The sequence below is a fragment of the Arthrobacter koreensis genome (assembly GCF_009193255.1).
GTDB lineage: Bacteria > Actinomycetota > Actinomycetes > Actinomycetales > Micrococcaceae > Arthrobacter_B > Arthrobacter_B koreensis.
The window spans coordinates 1,391,164-1,411,290 of record NZ_WACG01000001.1; the positions used below are offsets into that span (position 1 = coordinate 1,391,164).

The following is a 20,127-nucleotide window of genomic DNA, read 5'->3' on the forward strand; positions in this document are numbered from 1 at the left end:
CAGGGGAAGCGCTGGCCGGGATGGTGCGGGACGGCATGACCATCGCCGTCGGCGGCTTTGGACTGAGCGGAATCCCGGTCAACCTGATCAATGCTTTGCGCGAGAGCGGAGCCCGCGGGCTGACGATCGTCTCCAACAACATGGGCGTGGACGGCAAGGGCCTTGGCGTCCTGTTGGAGAACAGGCAGGTCTCCAAGGTGCTGGGTTCCTATGTGGGGGAGAACAAGCTGTTCGCCGAACAGTATCTGTCCGGGGACCTTGAGGTTGAGTTCGTTCCGCAGGGCACCCTGGCGGAGCGGCTGCGTGCGGGTGGCGCCGGCATTCCTGCTTTCTACACCCCTACGGGGATAGGGACTCCAGTCGCCGAAGGTAAGCCCGAAGCGGTCTTCGACGGGCGCCGGGCCATCCTGGAACGCGGAATCGTGGCCGATATTGCCTTGGTGCGGGCACACCTGGCCGACGCCGAGGGAAACCTCCGGTACCGAATGACGGCGCAGAACTTCAACCCGCTGGTCGCGGCCGCAGGGCGGACGACCATCGCGGAAGCCGAGCACGTTTCCCCGGACTTCCTGGACCCGGACCGGATTCATACGCCGGGCATTTTTGTCCAGCGCGTTGTACCCGCGGAGAACACGACAAAGCACATCGAGCAGCGGACCGTTCGGGTCCGGGTGGGGGCCTAAGACCATGTGGACACGGGATGAAATGGCGGCGCTCGCGGCTGAAGAGCTGGAGGACGGGCAGTACGTCAACCTGGGAATCGGGATTCCCACGCTGGTGGCGAACCACCTGCCGCCCGGAGTGAATGTCTTCCTGCAGAGTGAGAACGGGCTGCTGGGCATGGGACCGTTTCCCTACGAGGGCGAGGAAGACGCCGACCTCATCAACGCAGGCAAGCAGACGGTGACGGTGCTTCCCGGGGGCAGCTTCTTCGACTCGGCCACGTCCTTCGGGATGATCCGCGGCGGTCACGTGCAGACGGCGATCCTTGGTGCGCTGCAGGTTTCCGCGTCCGGCGACCTGGCGAACTGGACCATCCCGGGCAAACTGGTCAAGGGCATGGGCGGCGCCATGGACCTGGTAGCCGGCACCCCGCGCGTCATCGTGGTCACGGACCATCTCGCGAAGGACGGGAGTCCGAAGATCGTCCAGGAGTGCGACCTGCCGCTGACCGGGGTCGGCGTTGTGGACCGCATCATCACCGACCGCGCGGTGTTCGACGTCGACGATGGCACCCTGGTTCTCCGCCGCATGGCTCCGGACCAGGACATCGAGTCCCTCCAATCCACCACCGGCGCCCCTTTCACCGTGGCTTTGGATTCCATTCCGGCTGCCTGACCCGCCCGCCTTCCCACGCTCCGTGACTGATGTTCACTCCTGAGGTCCCACCTCTCGCAGGAGCAACAACGAGTGGGAATCCCCGCTGCGGCGAGTCACACCAGCGCACAGGAGCAACAATGCGTGGGAATCCCCGCTCCGGGTGGGTCCCATCTGGCACAGGAGCAACGACCCGCGGGAAACCCCGCACGGACAGGGGCGGGCTAAACGGCTCGCCCGTCACCTGCCCACCCGAGCGCACGTCGCAACGGGACCGGACAGGCCGGGTTAGGCGGCTTTAATACTCCGAAGCGAGCCCTGCGAGCGTAGGAGTTTCGTTGCCGCCGTTCCGGCCCGCCCGGGTCCACCGGCCCGCCCGGGTCCACCGGCCCGCCCGGCCTCCCGGGCCCGCCCGGCCCCGGCCCGCCCGGCCTCCCGGGCCCGCCCGGCCCCGGCCCGCCCGGCCCCGGCCCGCCCGGGTCTACTCGCCTACCCGGCCTCCCGGGCCCGCGAGCCGAAGAAACCTACTTCCACCACGAATCAAGAATCGAAACCGGCGTCGTCCGCTTGTGCCGCGTCATCAGGTAGCGCTTCTCGATCTTCTCGGCGGCCTCGTCGGAGACGTCGCGGCCTTCGAGGTAGTCATCAATCTGGTCGTACGTGATGCCCAGCTCGGTTTCGTCCGTCTGGCCGGGAACGCCGTCGAGCAGGTCTGCCGTAGGCGCTTTGCCAACGAGCTGGTCGGACGCGCCAAGGGCGCTGAGCAGGGAGCGGACCTGTCGCTTGTTGAGTCCGAACAGGGGCAGGATGTCCGCGCCGCCGTCGCCGTACTTGGTGAAGAAACCGGTGACGGATTCAGCTCCGTGGTCCGTGCCGATGACCAGCAGGTTGTGTTCCCCGCCTACGGCGTACTGGGCGGTCATCCGCACCCGGGCCTTGATGTTGCCCTTGTTGAAGTCGCTCAGGGTCCCGGTTTCCATGGCCGCGTAGGCCTTCTCGAAGCCGTCCACCGCGTCCCCAATGTTGTACGTCCAGGAGGTCTTGGGCTGGATGAACTCAAGGGCTGCCTGGGCGTCATCCTCGTCATGCTGGACCCGGTAGGGAAGCCGCATGGCGATGAAGTTCGCCTCGGTGCCCTCCGCGTTCAGCTCCTCGACGGCGAGCTGGGCCAGGCGGCCCGCCAGCGTGGAGTCCACGCCGCCGCTGATGCCCAGCACAAACCCCTTGGTCCGGGATGCGTGCAGGTAGTCCTTGAGGAAGTCCACCCGGCGCCGGATCTCCGCTTCCGGATCAATGGCAGGGTGCACTCCCATTTCGGCAATGATTTCGGCTTGAAGTTCGCGCATGGCGTTCAGCCTATACAACGCGCTGTTTGCCCGGGCAGGGGGCGGACGTTCTGTGACGGGGAACCCCGCTGCTGCGAAGAGCCCAAAGGGCCCGCTCGGATAGGATTGGGGCATGACTTCCCCGCAGACCGCCGCGTCCCGTGCCCGCCTCCTGGAACTGATCAAGGAACTGGCCGTGGTCCGCGGAAAGGTGATTCTTTCCTCCGGCAAGGAAGCCGACTACTACATCGACCTGCGCCGCGTCACCCTGCACCACGAGGCCTCGCAGCTGGTGGGTGAGGTCATGCTGGACATGATCAACGCAGCCGGCATCGAGTTCGCCAGTGCAGGCGGCCTGACCATGGGCGCGGACCCGGTGGCAACCGCCGTCATGAACGCCTCCGCCCGCAGCGGCGGCACCGTTGACGCGTTCGTGGTGCGCAAGGCGCAGAAGTCCTACGGCATGGGCCGGCAGGTGGAGGGGCCCGACGTCGCTGGCCGCGACGTCGTTGTTCTGGAGGACACGTCCACCACCGGAGGGTCGGCGCTGACCGCCGTGGAAGGCGTACGGAACGCGGGCGGCAACGTCGTCGCCGTGGCAGTGATCGTGGACCGGGACACCGGAGCGAAGGAACGCATTGAAGCCGAAGCCGGCGTGCCGTACCTGTTCGCGTTCGGCAAGGACGAGCTCGGGCTCGACTAACGCCCACACCGGTTGCGGGAGCCCATGAGCGATGACCCAGCGAAGGTCCTCCGCTATGCGGAGAGCCTGGGCCGCTATTCCCGGCGCCGGTTCCTGGTGGGTGCCGCAGCCGGGCTGACGCTGGCCGCGGACCTCTTCGTCACGCGCCTGATCCAGGAACAGCGTGAAGAGCTTGAAATCCTCACGGTCCGTGACGACGCCGCTGCCGCCGAGTTCCCGCGCGCCATGTGGTTCCTTTTTCCCGGCTACAAGACCAGCTGGGAAGAGGCGGTCTGGATCGTGAACTCGCTGCGCCCGGCGCTGGCCCGGCGCGGGCAAATGGCGGCAGTGGGGTACTCGAACAAGGGCCTGGACCTGGACACGATCGAAGCCGAGGTTTTCCGGCACATCCGTACCCGGCGCCTCAACCGGGTGTATTTCTACGGCCACAGCTTCGGCGGGATGGTGGCCGTTGAACTCGCGGCCCGGCTGCTGGCCCGCGGCGTCCAGGTAGAGCTGGTGATCCTGGATTCAAGTCCGGCGGGACGGTTCGACGTCCTGGACCAGAACATGATCCGCGGCGTGGTGCTGCTCTACGAAGCCGGCTACCGGATTCCCAGCGCGCTGCGCGGCGGTTACGAACTGGGGGAGCGGATCCTGCACAAGGACGAACGCAGCTGGAGCACGGTGGTGGACCAAACGCTGGAACAGCTTTCCCCGCTGGCGCCGTCGAGCACGCTGATCCAGTCGGAGTCCTCCTACATCTACCATTACGACGCCGCTGCCTTCGCGGGTGCCATTGGGGACGCCGAGCTGGCCTTTATTGGAAACCCCGGCGATGAGACGGTGAACTACTACACCGCCCGGGCCCGCTGGACCGAGGTCTTTCCCGGCAACATGGTCTCCAACTCGCTCATTACCGACGGCGCGCGTCCGGCACATGCCAGCCCGCAGTGGAACCCGGGGATTTACCAGCGAGTGGTGGACGAGGTGCTGGACACCTATGTCCCGCTGCCCGCCGTGGGAGGCGGCGGAGGCAAGGTGCCCTTCTAGCCCTCCCGGCTAGACGGTCCTGATCAGGTCCGCGACAGAGTCGATGATCTGGGACGGCCGGAAGGAGTAGCGGGCAATGTCCTCGCGCTGCGTGATGCCGGTGAGCACGAGGACCGTGGTGAGTCCCGCTTCGATGCCGGCGATGATGTCCGTGTCCATCCGGTCCCCGATCATGCCGGTGGTCTCCGAATGCGCATCGATCTTGTTCATGGCGGAGCGGAACATCATCGGGTTCGGCTTGCCCACAATGTAGGGTTCCCGGTCCGTGGCGGCCGTGATCAGCGCGGCGATGGCGCCGGTGGCCGGAAGCGGGCCCTCCGGGGAAGGTCCGGTGACGTCCGGGTTGGTGGCGATGAACCGGGCCCCGTCGAGGATGAGCCGGATCGCCTTGGTGATGGTGCCAAAGGAATAGGTGCGGGTTTCCCCCAGGACCACATAGTCCGGGTTGGTGTCCGTAAGGATCAGCCCGGCCTCATGCAGCGCCGTCGTGAGCCCTGCCTCGCCGATCACGAACGCGCGCCCGGGGGTGGAGGAGCCCTTGAGCTGGTCCTTCAGGAACTCGGCCGTGGCCAGCGCGGAGGTCCACAGGTTTTCCTCCGGAACGTCCAGGCCGGAGGCATGGAGCCGGGCCGCAAGGTCCCGCGGGGTGTAGATCGAGTTGTTCGTCAGCACCAGGAAACGCTTGGAGGTGTCCACCCAGCGGTTGATCAGCTCCGCGGCACCGGGAATCGCCTGGTTCTCATGGACCAGCACTCCGTCCATGTCCGTCAGCCAGCACTCGATGTTCTCGTTCTCGCCCACAGTTTCCTCCAGTGCGTGTTCTGCCTCGTGCCCGCAGCCATTCGGGAGTCCGGGCGCAGGCCTGGTCCTCCCGGTGCGGATGCGGGATGGTCCAGTCTTTCACCTTACGCTGGAAGGGTGATAGAGAGCCCTGAAACAATCCCCGCCGCAGAGCCGGCAGACGCCGAAATGCCGCAGGTTGGTGTTGGGCCATGGGAGGGGCCGTGGCCTGAGGGCGAGCAGTGGGATCCCGAGCTGCTTGCCGCCGGAGACCGGCGCAACGTGGTGGACGAATACCGGTACTGGAAGCACGAGGCGATCGTCGCGGACCTGGACTCCAAGCGCCACGAGTTCCATGTGGCCATCGAGAACTGGCAGCATGACCTGAACATCGGCTCCGTGGTGCGCACCGCCAACGCGTTCCTGGCCAAGGAAGTGCACATCATTGGACGACGCCGCTGGAACCGGCGCGGGGCAATGGTCACCGACCGCTACCAGCACGTGCGCCACCACCCCAGCGTGGAAGAGTTCACCGAGTGGGCGCGTTCCGAAGGGCTGGCGATCATCGGCATCGACAACTTCCCCGACTCGGTGCCGCTGGAAACCTATGACCTGCCGCGCAACTGCGTCCTGGTCTTCGGCCAGGAAGGCCCCGGCCTCACGCCCGAGGTGCACCAGGCTGCCGAAGCCACGCTTTCAATCGCCCAGTTCGGCTCCACCCGGTCCATGAACGCCTCGGCCGCTGCGGCCATTGCCATGCACGGCTGGGTCCGCCGGCACGTCTTCGGGCAGGAAGTAAGCTGACGCGCCGCGCCGGAGTGCCAGGTGTGAACCCTCGAATCCGCGTTATCTGATGCGCAGAGGACTCTTGTGGCTAGGATGGGAGGAGCCAAAGAGGGCCCGGCCCTGCCGCACTTTCGAACCTTCGCTAAGGAGTCAGCATGCCTATTGCAACCCCCGAGATCTACGCAGAGATGATCGACCGGGCCAAGGCGGGGGGATTCGCATACCCGGCTGTCAACGTCACGTCCTCCCAGACCCTCAACGCAGCGCTCGCAGGCTTCGCCGAGGCCGGCTCGGACGGTATTGTCCAGGTGTCCACCGGCGGTGCCGCGTACTGGTCCGGCTCCTCGGTCAAGAACATGGTCACCGGATCGCTGGCCTTCGCCGCCTACGCCCGCGAAGTGGCCAAGAGCTATGACGTGAACATTGCCCTGCACACGGACCACTGCCCCAAGGACAAGCTGGACGACTTCGTCCTGCCGCTGCTGGCCGCCTCCGAGGAGCGCGTGAAGCGCGGCGAGGACCCCCTTTTCAACTCCCACATGTGGGACGGCTCCGCGGAGACCCTCGAAGAGAACCTGAAGATCGCCCAGGACCTGCTGGCCCGCACCGCCGCAGCGAAGATGATCCTGGAAGTTGAGATCGGGACCGTCGGCGGCGAGGAAGACGGCGTCGAGAACGAGATCAACGAGAAGCTCTACACCACCGTCGCCGACGGCATGGCAACGATTGAGGCGCTTGGCGACGGCAGCAAGGGCCGTTACCTCACTGCCCTGACCTTCGGTAACGTCCACGGCGTCTACAAGCCCGGCGGCGTGAAGCTGCGCCCGGAGATCCTCGACGAGATCCAGGCCGCCGTTGGCGGTTCGATTGGCAAGGAACGCCCGTTCGACCTGGTCTTCCACGGCGGTTCGGGGTCCTCCGCCCAGGAGATCGCAGACGCCGTGTCCTACGGCGTGGTGAAGATGAACATCGACACCGACACCCAGTACGCCTACACCCGCCCGGTAGCGGACCACATGTTCCGCTACTACGACGGCGTGCTGAAGGTGGACGGCGAGGTCGGCAACAAGAAGCAGTACGATCCGCGCGTCTGGGGTGCCTCCGCCGAAAAGGGCATGTCCGCCCGCGTGGTTGAAGCAGCACAGTCCCTCGGATCGGCAGGAAAGCACCTCTAATGTCAGACGAATTCCGCAAGAACCTGCTCGGACCCGAGCCCACGTACCTGCCCGAGGAGACCGACGTCGTCGCGCGCCTTGAGGCCGGTGACGAGGCCGTGGACCTCGCTGCCAGGTTCCCCACCTCCTCGCAGGTCTGGGCAACGCTGGCCGACGAGGCCTTCGCTGACGGACGTCCCGTGGAGTCCTACGCCTACGCCCGGGTGGGCTACCACCGCGGCCTGGACGCGCTGCGGCGCGCAGGCTGGCGCGGCACCGGCCCCATTCCGTGGGAGCACGAGCCCAACCGGGGCTTCCTCCGCGCCCTGTACGCCCTGGGACGTGCGGCTGCGGCGATCGGCGAGAGCGAGGAAGTGGACCGGATCGATAAGTTCCTGGACGCTTCAGACCCCACCGCCAAAGCAGCGATCGAGGCTTAGGGCAACCAGTACCTGCGTAAAGGCGCCTTCCGGTTGGGAGGCGCCTTTACCGTGTCCGGCTGCAGGGGCTACCAGCCCCAGGTGCCCGGAGCGCCCTTGAAAGGCCCGGTCACCCGGCTGGTAATCCAGCCGCCGTAGAAGTCCCCTTCCTGCGGCTGGACTTCTTCCCCGTCCACTGTCACGGAGTTCATCAGCCCCGGGTACAAGGCAGCGGTGTGGGCCAGCGCCTCGTAGCCGGGAAACGGATGCGCGTAGGTCCAGGCGGCGCGCACGGCCCGCTGGCCGCCGGAGACGACGTCGAAATAGGAGGCAGCGCCCTTGAACTCACAGTGCGTCACTCCGCTGACCGGCTGCAGCACCCCGGGGGCGAAGACCTCCAGGGGCAGGTAGTAGACCGGCGGATGGCTGGTCTCGAGGACGCGCAGCGCTTCCCTGGTGTCTGCGATCAGGTTTCCGCCCAACCAGACCTTGACGTGTTCATCGCTCGGTTCGACTCGGGGCGGACGGGGATAGGACCAGACGGACTCGGCATGCGGGTGAAAGCGGTTTTCCATGCGTGGATTCCTTCTTTCTGCGCCGGCCTGGCGGTGATGGTGGTGGTCACCGCCAGGATCTGCGGCCGTGCCGGCACGGAGGAGAACCCGAACCGGACAGGCGGGCTGACCGGCCGCAGGGCGCCCATGTCCTCACCGTTCCAGGAACATTGCGCCGACGCGAGGCGGCGGATGGAGCGTACTCCGTAGAACTCCAGCCGGTCCCCGGTAGTTCCCGCGGTCCGCACCCCGCGGACAATCAGGCTGGCGAGCGGGTTGATGGCCTGCAGCCACAGCGGGTGGACGGCGAGCGGCGCCGGTACGGCTTCAAGGACCCGTCCCAGCGGGGTCACCGGGCCCAGCCGGGCGCTGAGCTGCAGCGGACCGCCGTCGACCCGCAGCCTGTCCTCGGCCAGGAACGCGCTCACTGGAACCACATCGATCGCGTCAAAGGTGTAGGTGGATGAGACGTAGCGGGCAACCGCTTCGCTGGGCGCCAGCAGCAACCGGGAACCGAACCGGTTCTCCACCATGACGTCGGTGAACGGACCGAACGGTGAGTCCGGCCAGTGCCCAACAACCAGGCGGGTTCCCGAGGCGGTACCCAGCCCGGCGATATAGCCGCGGAAGCGCTCCATGGCTAAACCGTACGCCTCCGTGCCCGCCTTCCAAACCGGCAAAGCCGCAGATCGGCTAAACTTGACAGGTAAGAGCCCCGCATCCCGGATCACGGACCGCTGTGTCCCCAGTCTCAGGGTGCAGGGGCGTTCTCATGCACGGTAGCGGTTCAGCGCCTGGCGCGGCTCCCTAGCGTAACTAATGGGGGAGGATCCCATGCCCGCAATTGTCATCGTCGGCGCCCAGTGGGGCGACGAAGGTAAAGGTAAGGCCACCGACCTGCTTGGCGGCCGCGTCGACTACGTCGTCAAGCCCAACGGCGGAAACAACGCCGGCCACACCGTCGTCGTCGGTGGTGAAAAGTACGAACTGAAGCTGCTTCCCGCGGGCATCCTGAGCCCCAACGCCATTCCCGTGATCGGCAACGGCTGCGTGGTGAACCTGGAGGCCCTGTTCGCCGAAATCGACGGGCTGGAAGCACGCGGAGCGGACACCTCCAAGCTGCGGATCTCCGCCAACGCCCACCTGGTGGCGCCGTTCCACCAGGTCATGGACAAGGTCACCGAGCGGTTCCTGGGCAAGCGTGCCATCGGCACCACCGGCCGCGGCATTGGTCCGGCCTACATGGACAAGGTTGCCCGGCTCGGCATCCGCGTCCAGGACATCTTCGATGAGTCGATCCTGCGCCAGAAGGTGGAAGGCTCGCTTCGGCAGAAGAACCAGCTGCTGCTGAAGGTCTACAACCGCCGCGACGTGGATGTGGAAGAGATGGTGCAGTACTTCCTCTCCTACGCTGACCGCCTGCGTCCCATGGTCATCGACTCCACGTATGAACTGAACCGTGCGCTGGACGAGGACAAGGTCATCCTGATGGAAGGCGGCCAGGCCACGTTCCTTGACGTTGACCACGGCACCTACCCGTTCGTCACGTCCTCCAACCCGACCGCCGGCGGCGCGTCCGTTGGCTCCGGCATTGGCCCCACCCGCATCAACCGCGCGGTGGGCATCATCAAGGCCTACACCACCCGTGTTGGTGCCGGTCCGTTCCCCACCGAACTCTTCGATGACATGGGCCTGTACCTGCAGAAGACCGGCGGCGAGTTCGGCGTGAACACCGGCCGCCCGCGCCGCTGCGGCTGGTACGACGCCGTGCTGGCGCGCCACGCTTCCCGCGTCAACGGCTTCACGGACTACTTCGTGACCAAGCTGGACGTGCTCACCGGCATCGAGAAGATCCCGGTCTGCGTGGCCTACGACGTCGACGGCGTGCGTTTCGATGAGATGCCGATGACGCAGACCGACTTCCACCACGCCAAGCCGATCTTCGAGTACTTCGACGGCTGGACCGAGGACATCACCGGCGCGAAGACCCTCGAGGACCTGCCGGAGAACGCCCGCAACTACGTGCTGGCCCTGGAGAAGATGTCCGGTACCCGCTTCTCCGCGATCGGCGTCGGCCCGGACCGGGACCAGACAATCGTGATCCGCGACCTGATCAGCGAATAATCCGTCCGGAAAAGCCCCGCAGCTTCAAGGCTGCGGGGCTTTTTTGGGTCTTAGTCCCGGGCCGCGAGGACGCAGAACTCATTGCCCTCGGGGTCTGCGAGCACCACCCACGGAACATCCGGCCCCTGCCCAACATCGGCGCGCACCGCGCCGAGCGCCAGCAGCCGCTCCACCTCCTCTTCCTGGCTGCAGCCGTACGGAACCAGGTCCATGTGCAGCCGCAGTTTGGCCGTCTTGCTCTCCGGGACAGGGATGATGTCCAGGGGTGGTCCCTGGACTCCGTCGCCGGGTGCCAGGGAAATGCCGCCGTCGAATTCTTCGGCGAACCGGTACCCCAGGGCCTGGGTCCAGAACCTGGCCTGCGCGTCGACGTCGAGGGCATCGAGGGCAAGGGAAGAGAATCTGCTGCTCACGGTAAGGCTCCTTTGGCTCAGGTGAGATCGGAAGAAACCTAGCAGCCGGGTGCCCCTCGGGAATAGGGGGTGAAGGAGGTGCTGGTGCGGACGGTTACCAGCGGTTGCGTGCTTCCTCGATCCAGCCGTGCACGCCGTCCAGGCTGTGGCGCGTACCGTCCGGAGTAGCAGCCCAGCCGGACCACGCGCCGAAGGCCTGCCAGGTCTTTGCGGCCACCAGAACGGCATTGGTCGCAGCCAGCCGCCGGTGGAACGGAGTCAGCGTGGCCTCGATCCAGTCCCCGCGGACATGCCACGCTGCCTGTGGATCCGTGAGGTCGTAGCTAAACTCCAGCTCGCCGTCGTAATGGTGCAGCACGCCGTCCACGATCAGCGCGTTTTCGGTGGCCGGCGTTCCCTCTGTCCACAGCCCGCCCAGCTGCAAACCCAGCCGGGTGCCGTTGGCCGTTCCATATCCGGCAGCCCAGTTCCAGCGCCTGGAATACGGCCAGCGTCCCCGTCCGCGGTCCAGGACAGCGAAGGCGTCCTCGCCCACCGCATATGCGCGCCCGTCGACCGTGATGGTTCCGCTGACCCGTCGGGCCACGTCCTTGAGGGTGTACTGGTACCGCGTGTCCGACCACGGAACCACCACCCCCAGCACATCGCCTTCCGCCGGGGCATAAAGCTCGACGCCGACGCGCGGCGACTCGGCGCGCAGGTGCGTGCCGCCGGCGTCGTCATGGAAGCGCAGGTGCAGTCCGCCCATGGTGCCCACAGCGGTGAGGGGCGGCAGGGTGCCGGGCAGGAGCGCGGTGGAGCCCGCGGGAAGCGAGAGCCGATCCAGGCTGATTTCCTGGCCGGTGGCGCGTTCGAACACGTAGAGCTGGAGGGTGGCGGCGTAATCCAGGTGAGCAATGGTCATGCCGAGCACCAGGTCCGGAGTCAGCACGCCCCAGTACTCCCAGCGCTTGGTGCGCCAGCCGTGGGGAAGCCCCTGGGGGAGGTGCGCCGAAGCGTGCAGCGGTGAGCGGGTGAAGCCTACCGCTTCGGGGTTCAGCTTTCCGTTTTTCAGGGACAGCTGGACGGGTTCCTGAATTTCCTCCATGGCGCCCCAGTCTAGGCGGCGCGGGCGAAATCATCCTGTACCGGACCGGCGGGCGGTTTGGCGCTGCGGCGGTAGTGGGCGGACTTGCAGGTGGCGTTCTTCCGGATCGGTGATTTACCGGAGCGCGGGACGGGCCGTTGGGTTCCCGGGCTGCTGCCCGGTGCCGGAAGGGGACTGTTCGGAGCTGCTGCGGCGGCAGCCCGTGCCGGAGCGGTTGCCCGCAGCACCTCGGGAGTTCCGGTTGCTCCTGCCGGGAAGAGTGCCTGGAGGACCTCTTCCCGGGCGGAATCCGCGGCCGCCAGGAAGTCCCGTGCTGTCGATGTGCCGGGGCCGGTGGCCGCGCGGCGGCGCAGGCGGACGCTTAGGCCGCGCCAGGCCAGCCAGCCCAGGACGGCCAGTGCCCCGCCGGTGCCGTACAGCAGCACCGCCGCCAGTACCAGGGAGGTTGTTCCGCCGGAGAAAACGCCGATGCCCATCACGGCGGCGGCCACCCACAGGCCGCTGAGCCAGCCTGCCGCATCCAGCGGAGGCGACGGCGGTGAGCCGGCTATCCGGCTGGGAAGTGTGCGGAGCTTCTCGAGGTATTCGGTGCGGGTGGCTGTTCCAAACCGGAACAACGCGGGGTGGGACACTGCTTCCTTTCCTTCCAGACCAGGTTCGAATGAAAGACGGCGGAACGGGTTTTTCCGCTGCAACAGCTCGGGTTAGCACTCTCGCGTTGCAAGTGCTAATCTACTGCCGAAAGTTGAGTGAAGCCAACTCAACTTTGATTCGAAATGGCAGATCAGCCCGCTGCGTACAGCGGAGTGAAGGAGTTGATTTGTGATGGCAACACGTTTTGATCCGTTCCGTGAATTCGACCGTCTTGCCCAGGCCGTCCGCAGTGAATCCCTGCGCGGCATGCCCATGGACTTGTACCGGGAGGATGACCGGTATGTCCTGAGCGTTGACCTTCCCGGCATTGATCCGGGGTCCGTGGACATCGACGTCGACGGGCAGCTGCTGACCATCCGTGCCGAGCGCACCCTGCGCGGAAAGGACGGCGTCCAGTGGCTCACCCGCGAACGCGAAGGCGGGTCCTTCCTGCGCCAGCTCAGCCTGGGCCAGGGGATCGATACCGAGGGCATCAGCGCACATTATGACAATGGCGTGCTGAGTGTGATTATCCCGGTCAGTGAAAAGGCCAAGCCGCGCCGTATCGAAGTGCAGTCCGGCTCCGGCGTGTCCCTCGGCGCCGTGGAAGAAAAGCACGACGCTGAGGTGGTCAGCGCCTAGCACAACCGTGCCCGTGCAGGGGCGGCAGGCGGACTTTCCGCCTGCCGCCCCTCGTCCTTGTCCGGGGACCCTGACACCCGGGACGGGTCCGCGTAGCGTGGGCGTATGACTACCCAGGCACGTGCCGCGATCCTGCGCGGCATCAACGAACCTTTTGAAATCACCGATGTTGTCCTGGACGACCCGCGGCCCGACGAGGTCCTGGTCCGGGTGCAGGCAGCCGGAGTATGCGGCACGGACCTTGGGGTCCAGGCCGGGCACATTCCCTTCCCGCTGCCCGGAGTGCTGGGGCACGAGGGCGCCGGAATCGTGGAAGCCGTCGGCTCTGCCGTGACGTCCGTGGTGCCCGGAGACCACGTGCTGCTCAGCTTCACCAGCTGCGGTGAATGCCGGAACTGCCGCAGCGGACACCCCGCCTACTGCACCTACTTCCTGGAGCTCAACCTGGTGGGCGGGCAGCGGCTGGACGGCAGCGCCACGATCAGCAAGGACGGTAAGGGAGTGCACGGCCACTTCTTCGCCCAGTCCTCCTTCTCCAACCTGGTGCTGGCCGACGAACGCGGAGTCACCAAGGTGGACCCGGAAGCGGACCTGGCCCTGCTGGCGCCGCTGGGCTGCGGCGTGCAGACCGGCGCCGGAGCGGTCATGAACGTCCTGCGTCCCGAACCGGGATCCACCCTTGCCGTGTTCGGTGCCGGTCCCGTGGGCCTCTCGGCGGTCATGGCGGCCGCGCTCGGCGGGTCAACGCGCATCGTGGTCATGGACCTGGTGGACTCCCGCCTGGAACTGGCCCGCGAGCTGGGAGCCACCGACGTCGTCAATTCCGGCAGCACCGACGCGCTGCAGGCCCTGTTTGAACTGACCGGCGGCGCGGGAGTCACGCATGCGCTTGAAACCACGGGCAGCACCAAGGTGGCAGCCACCGCGGCGGACGCGCTGGCGCCGCTGGGCAAGCTGGGCCTGATCGGTGCCCCCGCTCCGGGGTCCACGGTGCAGCTGGACGTGAACTTCATGCTTAACGGCAGGCAGGTCCTGGGGATCACGGAAGGGGACTCGACTCCGCAGCTGTTCCTTCCCGCCTTGGTGGACCTGATCCAGCAGGGCAGGTTCCCGCTTGAAAAAATGATCACCCGCTATGCGTTCGGGGACATCAATTCGGCCGCCGCGGACGCGAAGTCCGGGCAGGTCCTGAAACCCGTGCTGCACTTCGAAGACCTGCACTAGGCTGGGGATACATCCGGTCCCGAAGGCAAGGCGGTTCCCCATGTTGGTCAGCGTAGGTCAGTTCAGTCCAGGCGGAGACGTCCAGGCCAACCTGGCAGTGATGCGCTCACTGGCGGAGAAAGCCCGGGCCGAGGGATCCGAACTGATCGTGTTCCCGGAAGAGTCGATGTTCAGCATCGGCAAGGTGGACGGGCCGCTGGCGGCAGCCGTGGACGCCGGATGGAGCACCTTCGTGCAGCGGCTGTCCCTGGCTGCTGCGGAACTAGGCATCGCCGTCGTCGCCGGCGGGTACGAATCCTCCGGGGAGGACCGTCCCTACAACACGCTGGTGGCCATCGAGGCGGACGGCCGCATCGCAGCCACATACCGCAAGCTGCACCTCTACGATGCGTTCAGCTATTCCGAGTCCACCCGCATCAAGCCCGGAGACCGGGGCATCCAGGTGGTTGAACTCGGCGGACTTCGGGTGGGCCTGATGACCTGCTATGACCTGCGTTTTCCGGAGCTGGCCCGGGCGCTGGCGGTGCAGGGCGCGGACCTGCTTGCCGTTCCGGCCGCCTGGTTCAAGGGCGAGCATAAGATCGACCACTGGGAAACGCTGCTGAAGGCGCGGGCCATCGAGAACACGGTGTGGGTGGCTGCGGCCGGCACGGCGAGCGGGCACACCATCGGCCATTCGGCCATCCTCGATCCGATGGGAGTGCCGCAGGTGTTCCTCGATGAGGAAACCGAAGCCGTGGCAACGGCCGATGTGGTGCGGACCCGGATCGAGGAAGTCCGTGAGTATCTTCCGGTGCTGGCCAACCGGCGGTTCTCGGTGGCCGAGGAGATCGCGCCCTAGCTCCGGTCTGTTCCCGCGCTGGCTGCTGGTTCGGGCAGGTCGATGGGCTTGTGGCCCTGGTCCTTTACCAGGAACCGGTAGGCGGCCAGCATCAGGAGCAGCCACACTACGCCAACCGCCAGTGCGGTGCGCCCCGGACCGGTGAAGGCCAGGATCACGGTTACCAGCGCCATAAAACCCAGGACGACGTAGTTCAGCACCGGCCAGCCGGGGAACGCGAAACCGGCCGACGGCGTACCGTCGCGCCGCATCTGCCGCCGCATCCGGTGGTGGCTGAGCAGGATCGAGGACCAGGTGAAGATCGTGGCGAAGGTGGCTGTGGACGCCACCACCAGGAACAGCTGCTCCGGAATCCACAGGAAGAGTCCCAGGCCCGCGATCAGGCTCGCCATGATGATGGCTACGGGCCATACCGGCACTCCGTAGCGGGAAACATTGGTGAAGCCCCTCGGCGCGTGTCCCTGCTCGGCCAGGCCGTACATGGTCCGCGAGGCTGCGTAGAAGATCGAGTTCATGGCGGACAGGGCAGCGGTAAGTACCACGGCGTTGATCAGGTGCTCGGCGAACGGGATGCCGATCCCGGCGAAGACCTGCACGAAGGGGCTGCCTTCGGACCCGATCCGGTCCCACGGGAACAGGCACAGCATGACGCCGAGGGACAGGACGTAGAAGAGCAGGATCCGCACCGGCACGGTGTTCACGGCCTTGGGGATGGCCCGCTGCGGGTCCCCGGTCTCACCGGCAGTCACTCCGAGGGTCTCGATGCCGCCAAAGGAGAACACCACGATTCCAAGGCTCATGACAATGCCCCACACGCCAAAGGGTGCGAACCCGCCGTGGTCCACGAGATGGTTGACGCCGGGCTCATAGCCTCCGGTACTGACACCGAAGACAATCAGGTACAGCCCGCCGGCGATCATGGCGATGATGGTGGAGACCTTGACCAGGGTGAACCAGAACTCCATTTCGCCGAAGACGCTGACCCGCATCAGGTTCAGCCCGCCGATCAGGAGCATCGCTGCGATCATCCACACCCAGCCGGGTGTGTCCGGGAACCAGAGGCCCATGTACATGCTCACCGCGGTCATGTCCGCGATGGCCACGATCATCATTTCGAAGGCGAAGGTCCAGCCGGTGAGGAAACCCATGCGGGGACCGAGGTAGCGTCCTGCGTACTGGGAGAAGGAACCTGCCACCGGGTGGCGTACCGCCATCTCTCCCAGCGCCCGCATCACCAGGAATACGGCGCACCCGGCGATGATGTAGGCGATCAGGACGGCGGGGCCGGCAGCCTGGATGGTTTCGGATGATCCATAGAACAGTCCCGTTCCGATGGCGGATCCAAGGGCGATGAAGCGGATGTGCCGCAGCGACAGGCCGCGCTTTAGCTCTGTGTGGTGAGGCGTGGTGCTGGGCATGATCTTCCTGGCCGGGCCGGAGGCCCCGGTATTGCTGGGTTGGAACGGGCAGGTGGGAGTCTTAGTCCCGCCCGGAACAGGTCCGCCGATAAAGGACGGACCGCCGTCAAGTCTTCCACATTCTCCTCCGAAGGATCTGGGAGCGGGGACCCGGGAAAAACTTTCCGGATATCCGCATAACCTTTTCGACTGCCCGGGCGATTACGTAGGTGTAGTGGCCGCGCCGGAGCTCATCCCCCCAACGAGCATCGGCGCGGCCACCTCCTGAGCAGGTTCAGCCTGGGCGGGGTACGATTTGGTTCGCCCCAACGTCCCGGATTGAAGGACCCCGCCTTGGCTGACCCGCTGACAGAGCCGATGGTCTCTGCGGCGCGGAAAAACGACCCGGCAGCGCTGCGGGCGGTTTACGAGTCGCTGGCCCCCGCCGTCGTCGGTTATTTCAGGTCCAAGGGCTGCGAGGATCCGGAGGCACTGACACAGGACGTTTTCCTGACCGTTTTTTCGAGGATCTCCACGGTCAGGGGAGGTGCCGCAGGGCTGCGCACCTTCGCTTTCTCGGTAGCCCATGCCCGGGTGGTTGATGATCACCGCCGGCGTGAGCGCCAGCCTTCTCCTGCACCGTATGATCCACAGCTCGACACCAGGTCCTCCGACTCGGCAGAAGACACCGTTCTTCACTCCGGGCTGGTGGCAGCACAGATGCTGGACGGCCTTACCCCCGGCCAGCGCGAAGTCTTGCTGCTGCGTATCGTGGCAGACCTGTCCCTGGAGGAATCCGCGGAAATCATGGGGAAGACGGTCAACACCGTCAAACAGCTTCAGAGACGGGCGCTCCTGGCGCTCCGGGAACAGATCGCAGGGAAGGAGGCCACGGAAGATGGACAGCACGTCCAGCAACCCCAGTGACGCAGAAGCCATCCGGCGCCTCCTGGCGGAATCGGGCGTAGCGGACACCCACCAGCTGGGCGACGCACTCCTGGACCTGCGGCTGGAAGCCCGTTCAGGCGCCCCGGACCCGTCCCCGGAACTGGAAGCGTTCTTCACCCCCGGAGTCACACCTCTCCGGAAGTCCTCACGCCGGCGCGGCTATCTGCTGGGCGGCGCGATCATTGCCGCCATGGCCGCCGGAACCACCGGAGTGGCGGCCACCAACGGCGGCCTGTGGATCACAGCCGAAGACTCCCACGAGGCCCCGGCACCCGTGGAGTATGAGCAGGTTCCCCCTCCCGAACCGGTGCCGGTGCCGGCCGAGACTGACCCGGCGTCCGTCCCCCAACTTCCCGCCGAGCCGGTGGAGACTGCCCCGGCACCCGCGGAAACCCCGCTGCCCGTCGAGCCCTCCCCTGATGACCCCGGGCACGGCACCGGGGAACCGGCCGAATCCGGGAGGACCGACGACGCCGGCGGACACCGCGGAAGCCCCGGCCAGGGAAGCGAACCGGGCACTGAAGGCTTCTCCCAGGAATTCAACGGGCAGGGCGGCCCGGGACATTCTGGCGGAAATAAGGGCCAGGGGCCCGGGAACAACAACGGCTACGGCGTCGGCCGGGATAAGGGCCAGGACGGTCCGGGCCGCGGCGATGCCGGCAAGGAAAACAAGAACAGCAAGGACAGCAGGGACAGCAACCGCGGCGGACCCCAGCACGGGCACGGCTCCGGACGCGGCTGAGCGCCCGCTGCGTACTCAAACGAGAGGCCAGTTACGGCCGGTTTCACGCGTGAAACGAGCCGTAACTGGCCTCTCGATGGGGTTTTGGGGGCGGGAACGGGCTACGCGGTGAGCTGGCGCTTGGAGGAAATCACTCCCGTGTTGAAGCCCGCCAGGTTCAGGCCGCCGTGGAACCGGGCGTGTTCAATCTTCACGCACCGGTCCATCACCACGTTCAGGCCGGCCGCTTCGGCGTCCCGCGCCACGTCCTCATGCCAGGAACCGAGCTGCAGCCAGAGCGTCTTGGCGCCCACGGCCTTGGCTTCCTCCAGTACCGTCGGCAGGTCATCATGCCGGCGGAACACATCCACGATGTCCGGGGTCTCCGGCAGGTCCGCCAGCGAGGCGTACACCGGCTGGCCCAGGATTTCCTTCGCCACCGGGTTCACGAAGTACACCTTGTACGGCGAGGAGGAGAGCAGGTACGTTGCTACGAAGTAGGACGCGCGGGACGGCTTGTCCGAGGCCCCGACAATCGCGATTGACTTGGCCGAACGCAGCAGTGAAAGGCGTTCCGGGGCGCTGGGCCCCACCCAGGTGCGGTTCTCAGACATTGGCTGACTCCTCGGTTTCAAGCGGGACACTGCAGGACGCAGCGTCTTCGGCAACGGGCACAGCATCTTCGGCAGCGGCTGCCGCACCAGCGCCGGCGGCCGTGAGCGCCTGGTCCAGGTCCCAGAGAATATCCTCCAGGTCCTCCAGGCCCACGGAGATGCGCACCAGGTCCTCCGGAACGCCGCCGGCCGCAAGCTGCTCCGGGGAGAGCTGCTGATGGGTGGTGGACGCCGGGTGGATGACCAGGGTCCGGGAATCACCAATGTTGGCCAGGTGGGAGGCGAGCTGCAGGGCCTCGATGAACGCCTGTCCGGCGGCACGGCCGCCCTTCACGCCGAAGCTGAACACGGAACCCGGACCCTTGGGCAGGTATTTCTTCGCCCGCTCATGGTGCGGATGGGATTCCAGGCCCGCGTAGGACACCCAGGCCACGCGCTCATCTGCCTGCAGCCATTCGGCCACGGCCTGGGCGTTGCGCAGGTGCTCATCCACGCGCTGGGCCAGGGTCTCAACGCCCTGCAGCAGCTGGAACGCGGACTGGGCGGAGAGTGTGGGTCCGATGTCGCGCAGCTGTTCGGACCGCAGCTTGGTCAGGAACCCGTACTCGCCGAAGTTCCCCCACCAGGAGATGTTGCCGTAGGACGGAACCGGTTCGGTCATGGCCGGGAATTTGCCGTTGCCCCAGTTGAAGGTGCCGGCTTCCACAACAACGCCGCCCAGGGTGGTGCCGTGCCCGCCGATGAACTTGGTGGCGGAGTGGATCACAATGTCCGCGCCGTGCTTGAACGGCTGCACCAGGTAGGGGGTGCTCAGGGTGGCGTCGAGAATCAGCGGCACACCGGCGTCGTGCGCCACCTTGGCCAGGCCCTCAATGTCCGTCACTTCGCCGCTGGGGTTGGCTACGACCTCTGCGTACACGGCCTTGGTGTTCTCCCGGATGGCCGCGGCGTAATCCGCCGGATTCGTGCCGGGGACGAAGGTGGTCTCGATGCCGAAGCGGCGCAGCGTCACGTCCAGCTGCGTGACCGTGCCGCCGTACAGCTGGGACGCGGCCACGATGTGGTCGCCGGCGGAGCAGATCGCCGCGAAGGTGACGAATTCCGCGGCCATGCCCGACGCCGTCGCCACCGCACCGATGCCTCCCTCCAGGGAAGCGATGCGCTCCTCGAACGCGGCGACCGTGGGGTTGCCGATCCGGGAGTAGATGTTGCCGTACTTCTGCAGCGAGAAGAGGTTCGCGGCGTCGGCGGTGTCGTTGAAGACGAAGGACGTCGACTGGTAGATGGGCACGGCGCGGGCACCGTGGATGGCGTCGGGCGTTCCCCCGGCGTGCAGGGCGCGGGTACGGAATCCGAACTGGCGGTCACTCATGGACTGAGTGCTCCTTCCTTGGGGGAACCGCGGGTAAGCGG

23 protein-coding genes are annotated in these 20,127 nt (G+C 66.4%); 13 read left to right on the plus strand and 10 right to left on the minus strand.

The window, feature by feature from the left end; translation table 11 throughout:
* The first annotated feature begins 20 nt into the window (after nucleotides 1-20).
* On the plus strand, nucleotides 21-683 hold the full coding sequence (locus GD628_RS06650; protein ID WP_420837568.1) for a CoA transferase subunit A: 663 nt from the start codon (nucleotides 21-23) through the stop codon (nucleotides 681-683).
* Between the two features lie 4 nt (nucleotides 684-687).
* Nucleotides 688-1,338 (plus strand): CoA transferase subunit B, encoded by a 651-nt coding sequence (locus tag GD628_RS06655; RefSeq protein WP_152274164.1) that lies wholly within the window; start codon nucleotides 688-690, stop codon nucleotides 1,336-1,338.
* A 503-nt stretch (nucleotides 1,339-1,841) separates the two neighbouring features.
* On the opposite strand, the gene nadE is transcribed toward GD628_RS06655, so the two are convergent.
* The gene (gene nadE / locus GD628_RS06660) at nucleotides 1,842-2,663 is read right to left on the minus strand and encodes an ammonia-dependent NAD(+) synthetase (RefSeq protein ID WP_091600727.1); all 822 of its coding nucleotides are present in this window, start codon (nucleotides 2,661-2,663) and stop codon (nucleotides 1,842-1,844) included.
* Nucleotides 2,664-2,775: 112 nt separating this feature from the next.
* Between nadE and pyrE the strand changes: the two genes are divergently transcribed.
* Entirely contained in the window at nucleotides 2,776-3,345 is a 570-nt protein-coding gene (gene pyrE / locus GD628_RS06665; RefSeq protein WP_091600726.1) for an orotate phosphoribosyltransferase, read from the plus strand.
* A gap of 24 nt (nucleotides 3,346-3,369) precedes the next feature.
* Entirely contained in the window at nucleotides 3,370-4,377 is a 1,008-nt protein-coding gene (locus GD628_RS06670; protein ID WP_091600725.1) for an alpha/beta fold hydrolase, read from the plus strand.
* A 9-nt stretch (nucleotides 4,378-4,386) separates the two neighbouring features.
* Here GD628_RS06670 and GD628_RS06675 read toward each other — a convergent pair whose 3' ends face one another.
* The gene (locus GD628_RS06675; RefSeq protein ID WP_091600734.1) at nucleotides 4,387-5,139 is read right to left on the minus strand and encodes an HAD-IIA family hydrolase; all 753 of its coding nucleotides are present in this window, start codon (nucleotides 5,137-5,139) and stop codon (nucleotides 4,387-4,389) included.
* Between the two features lie 207 nt (nucleotides 5,140-5,346).
* Here GD628_RS06675 and GD628_RS06680 point away from each other — a divergent pair, with 207 nt between their 5' ends.
* From GD628_RS06680 to GD628_RS06690, 3 genes are all read left to right on the plus strand, one after another.
* Nucleotides 5,347-5,961 carry a TrmH family RNA methyltransferase gene (locus tag GD628_RS06680; protein ID WP_152274255.1) on the plus strand — a complete coding sequence of 205 codons (615 nt, stop codon included), beginning with the start codon at nucleotides 5,347-5,349 and terminating at the stop codon, nucleotides 5,959-5,961.
* A gap of 137 nt (nucleotides 5,962-6,098) precedes the next feature.
* Entirely contained in the window at nucleotides 6,099-7,118 is a 1,020-nt protein-coding gene (fbaA, locus tag GD628_RS06685) for a class II fructose-bisphosphate aldolase (RefSeq protein ID WP_091600724.1), read from the plus strand.
* Entirely contained in the window at nucleotides 7,118-7,537 is a 420-nt protein-coding gene (locus GD628_RS06690) for a DUF3151 domain-containing protein (protein ID WP_091600723.1), read from the plus strand. The genes fbaA and GD628_RS06690 overlap by 1 nt, the downstream gene beginning before the upstream one ends.
* Nucleotides 7,538-7,605: 68 nt before the next feature.
* On the opposite strand, the gene GD628_RS06695 is transcribed toward GD628_RS06690, so the two are convergent.
* Entirely contained in the window at nucleotides 7,606-7,998 is a 393-nt protein-coding gene (locus tag GD628_RS06695) for a DUF427 domain-containing protein (protein WP_338083406.1), read from the minus strand.
* Complete coding sequence (locus tag GD628_RS06700) at nucleotides 7,983-8,708, minus strand: hypothetical protein (protein ID WP_325786122.1); 726 nt, start codon at nucleotides 8,706-8,708, stop codon at nucleotides 7,983-7,985. The genes GD628_RS06695 and GD628_RS06700 overlap by 16 nt, the downstream gene beginning before the upstream one ends.
* A 196-nt stretch (nucleotides 8,709-8,904) precedes the next feature.
* Between GD628_RS06700 and GD628_RS06705 the strand changes: the two genes are divergently transcribed.
* On the plus strand, nucleotides 8,905-10,194 hold the full coding sequence (locus GD628_RS06705; RefSeq protein ID WP_091600721.1) for an adenylosuccinate synthase: 1,290 nt from the start codon (nucleotides 8,905-8,907) through the stop codon (nucleotides 10,192-10,194).
* A gap of 50 nt (nucleotides 10,195-10,244) precedes the next feature.
* Here GD628_RS06705 and GD628_RS06710 read toward each other — a convergent pair whose 3' ends face one another.
* The 3 genes from GD628_RS06710 to GD628_RS06720 all read right to left on the minus strand — a co-directional run bounded on the left by GD628_RS06710 (nucleotide 10,245) and on the right by GD628_RS06720 (nucleotide 12,326).
* Entirely contained in the window at nucleotides 10,245-10,607 is a 363-nt protein-coding gene (locus GD628_RS06710; protein ID WP_091600720.1) for a VOC family protein, read from the minus strand.
* A 94-nt stretch (nucleotides 10,608-10,701) separates the two neighbouring features.
* Entirely contained in the window at nucleotides 10,702-11,694 is a 993-nt protein-coding gene (locus GD628_RS06715) for a DUF2804 domain-containing protein (protein ID WP_152274165.1), read from the minus strand.
* 11 nt (nucleotides 11,695-11,705) lie between these two features.
* Entirely contained in the window at nucleotides 11,706-12,326 is a 621-nt protein-coding gene (locus GD628_RS06720; protein WP_152274166.1) for a hypothetical protein, read from the minus strand.
* Nucleotides 12,327-12,519: 193 nt separating this feature from the next.
* Between GD628_RS06720 and GD628_RS06725 the strand changes: the two genes are divergently transcribed.
* From GD628_RS06725 to GD628_RS06735, 3 genes are all read left to right on the plus strand, one after another.
* Nucleotides 12,520-12,969: an Hsp20/alpha crystallin family protein gene (locus GD628_RS06725; protein ID WP_152274167.1), complete on the plus strand. Its 450-nt coding sequence runs from the start codon at nucleotides 12,520-12,522 to the stop codon at nucleotides 12,967-12,969.
* 105 nt (nucleotides 12,970-13,074) lie between these two features.
* The gene (locus GD628_RS06730; protein WP_091600716.1) at nucleotides 13,075-14,193 is read left to right on the plus strand and encodes an NAD(P)-dependent alcohol dehydrogenase; all 1,119 of its coding nucleotides are present in this window, start codon (nucleotides 13,075-13,077) and stop codon (nucleotides 14,191-14,193) included.
* A 40-nt stretch (nucleotides 14,194-14,233) separates the two neighbouring features.
* Nucleotides 14,234-15,034, plus strand: a complete 801-nt coding sequence (locus GD628_RS06735) for a carbon-nitrogen hydrolase family protein (protein ID WP_152274168.1) — start codon at nucleotides 14,234-14,236, stop codon at nucleotides 15,032-15,034.
* Here GD628_RS06735 and GD628_RS06740 read toward each other — a convergent pair.
* Nucleotides 15,031-16,452, minus strand: coding sequence for an amino acid permease (locus tag GD628_RS06740; protein WP_152274169.1), 1,422 nt, complete (start codon nucleotides 16,450-16,452; stop codon nucleotides 15,031-15,033). The genes GD628_RS06735 and GD628_RS06740 overlap by 4 nt on opposite strands.
* A 333-nt stretch (nucleotides 16,453-16,785) precedes the next feature.
* Between GD628_RS06740 and GD628_RS06745 the strand changes: the two genes are divergently transcribed.
* Together GD628_RS06745 and GD628_RS06750 are read left to right on the plus strand one after the other, a co-directional pair.
* Complete coding sequence (locus GD628_RS06745; RefSeq protein WP_091600713.1) at nucleotides 16,786-17,358, plus strand: RNA polymerase sigma factor; 573 nt, start codon at nucleotides 16,786-16,788, stop codon at nucleotides 17,356-17,358.
* On the plus strand, nucleotides 17,330-18,121 hold the full coding sequence (locus GD628_RS06750; protein ID WP_152274170.1) for a hypothetical protein: 792 nt from the start codon (nucleotides 17,330-17,332) through the stop codon (nucleotides 18,119-18,121). The genes GD628_RS06745 and GD628_RS06750 overlap by 29 nt, the downstream gene beginning before the upstream one ends.
* Before the next feature lie 101 nt (nucleotides 18,122-18,222).
* On the opposite strand, the gene GD628_RS06755 is transcribed toward GD628_RS06750, so the two are convergent.
* Both GD628_RS06755 and GD628_RS06760 read right to left on the minus strand, forming a co-directional pair.
* On the minus strand, nucleotides 18,223-18,714 hold the full coding sequence (locus tag GD628_RS06755) for a CoA-binding protein (protein WP_152274171.1): 492 nt from the start codon (nucleotides 18,712-18,714) through the stop codon (nucleotides 18,223-18,225).
* Complete coding sequence (locus GD628_RS06760; protein WP_152274172.1) at nucleotides 18,707-20,086, minus strand: O-acetylhomoserine aminocarboxypropyltransferase/cysteine synthase family protein; 1,380 nt, start codon at nucleotides 20,084-20,086, stop codon at nucleotides 18,707-18,709. Before GD628_RS06760 ends, GD628_RS06755 begins: the two co-directional genes overlap by 8 nt.
* Nucleotides 20,087-20,127: the final 41 nt, after the last annotated feature.

Bases quoted from the DNA above. Each gene is read 5' to 3' on its own strand.
- GD628_RS06670 (WP_091600725.1), top strand. From the start codon at position 3,370: ATGAGCGATGACCCAGCGAAGGTCCTCCGCTATGCGGAGAGCCTGGGC.
- GD628_RS06740 (WP_152274169.1), bottom strand. From the start codon at position 16,452: ATGCCCAGCACCACGCCTCACCACACAGAGCTAAAGCGCGGCCTGTCG.
- GD628_RS06690 (WP_091600723.1), top strand. From the start codon at position 7,118: ATGTCAGACGAATTCCGCAAGAACCTGCTCGGACCCGAGCCCACGTAC.
- GD628_RS06655 (WP_152274164.1), top strand. From the start codon at position 688: ATGTGGACACGGGATGAAATGGCGGCGCTCGCGGCTGAAGAGCTGGAG.
- GD628_RS06715 (WP_152274165.1), bottom strand. From the start codon at position 11,694: ATGGAGGAAATTCAGGAACCCGTCCAGCTGTCCCTGAAAAACGGAAAG.
- nadE (WP_091600727.1), bottom strand. From the start codon at position 2,663: ATGCGCGAACTTCAAGCCGAAATCATTGCCGAAATGGGAGTGCACCCT.
- GD628_RS06730 (WP_091600716.1), top strand. From the start codon at position 13,075: ATGACTACCCAGGCACGTGCCGCGATCCTGCGCGGCATCAACGAACCT.
- GD628_RS06725 (WP_152274167.1), top strand. From the start codon at position 12,520: ATGGCAACACGTTTTGATCCGTTCCGTGAATTCGACCGTCTTGCCCAG.
- GD628_RS06680 (WP_152274255.1), top strand. From the start codon at position 5,347: ATGCCGCAGGTTGGTGTTGGGCCATGGGAGGGGCCGTGGCCTGAGGGC.
- fbaA (WP_091600724.1), top strand. From the start codon at position 6,099: ATGCCTATTGCAACCCCCGAGATCTACGCAGAGATGATCGACCGGGCC.
- GD628_RS06760 (WP_152274172.1), bottom strand. From the start codon at position 20,086: ATGAGTGACCGCCAGTTCGGATTCCGTACCCGCGCCCTGCACGCCGGG.
- GD628_RS06735 (WP_152274168.1), top strand. From the start codon at position 14,234: ATGTTGGTCAGCGTAGGTCAGTTCAGTCCAGGCGGAGACGTCCAGGCC.
- GD628_RS06700 (WP_325786122.1), bottom strand. From the start codon at position 8,708: ATGGAGCGCTTCCGCGGCTATATCGCCGGGCTGGGTACCGCCTCGGGA.
- GD628_RS06650 (WP_420837568.1), top strand. From the start codon at position 21: ATGGTGCGGGACGGCATGACCATCGCCGTCGGCGGCTTTGGACTGAGC.
- pyrE (WP_091600726.1), top strand. From the start codon at position 2,776: ATGACTTCCCCGCAGACCGCCGCGTCCCGTGCCCGCCTCCTGGAACTG.
- GD628_RS06705 (WP_091600721.1), top strand. From the start codon at position 8,905: ATGCCCGCAATTGTCATCGTCGGCGCCCAGTGGGGCGACGAAGGTAAA.
- GD628_RS06675 (WP_091600734.1), bottom strand. From the start codon at position 5,139: ATGGACGGAGTGCTGGTCCATGAGAACCAGGCGATTCCCGGTGCCGCG.
- GD628_RS06750 (WP_152274170.1), top strand. From the start codon at position 17,330: ATGGACAGCACGTCCAGCAACCCCAGTGACGCAGAAGCCATCCGGCGC.
- GD628_RS06755 (WP_152274171.1), bottom strand. From the start codon at position 18,714: ATGTCTGAGAACCGCACCTGGGTGGGGCCCAGCGCCCCGGAACGCCTT.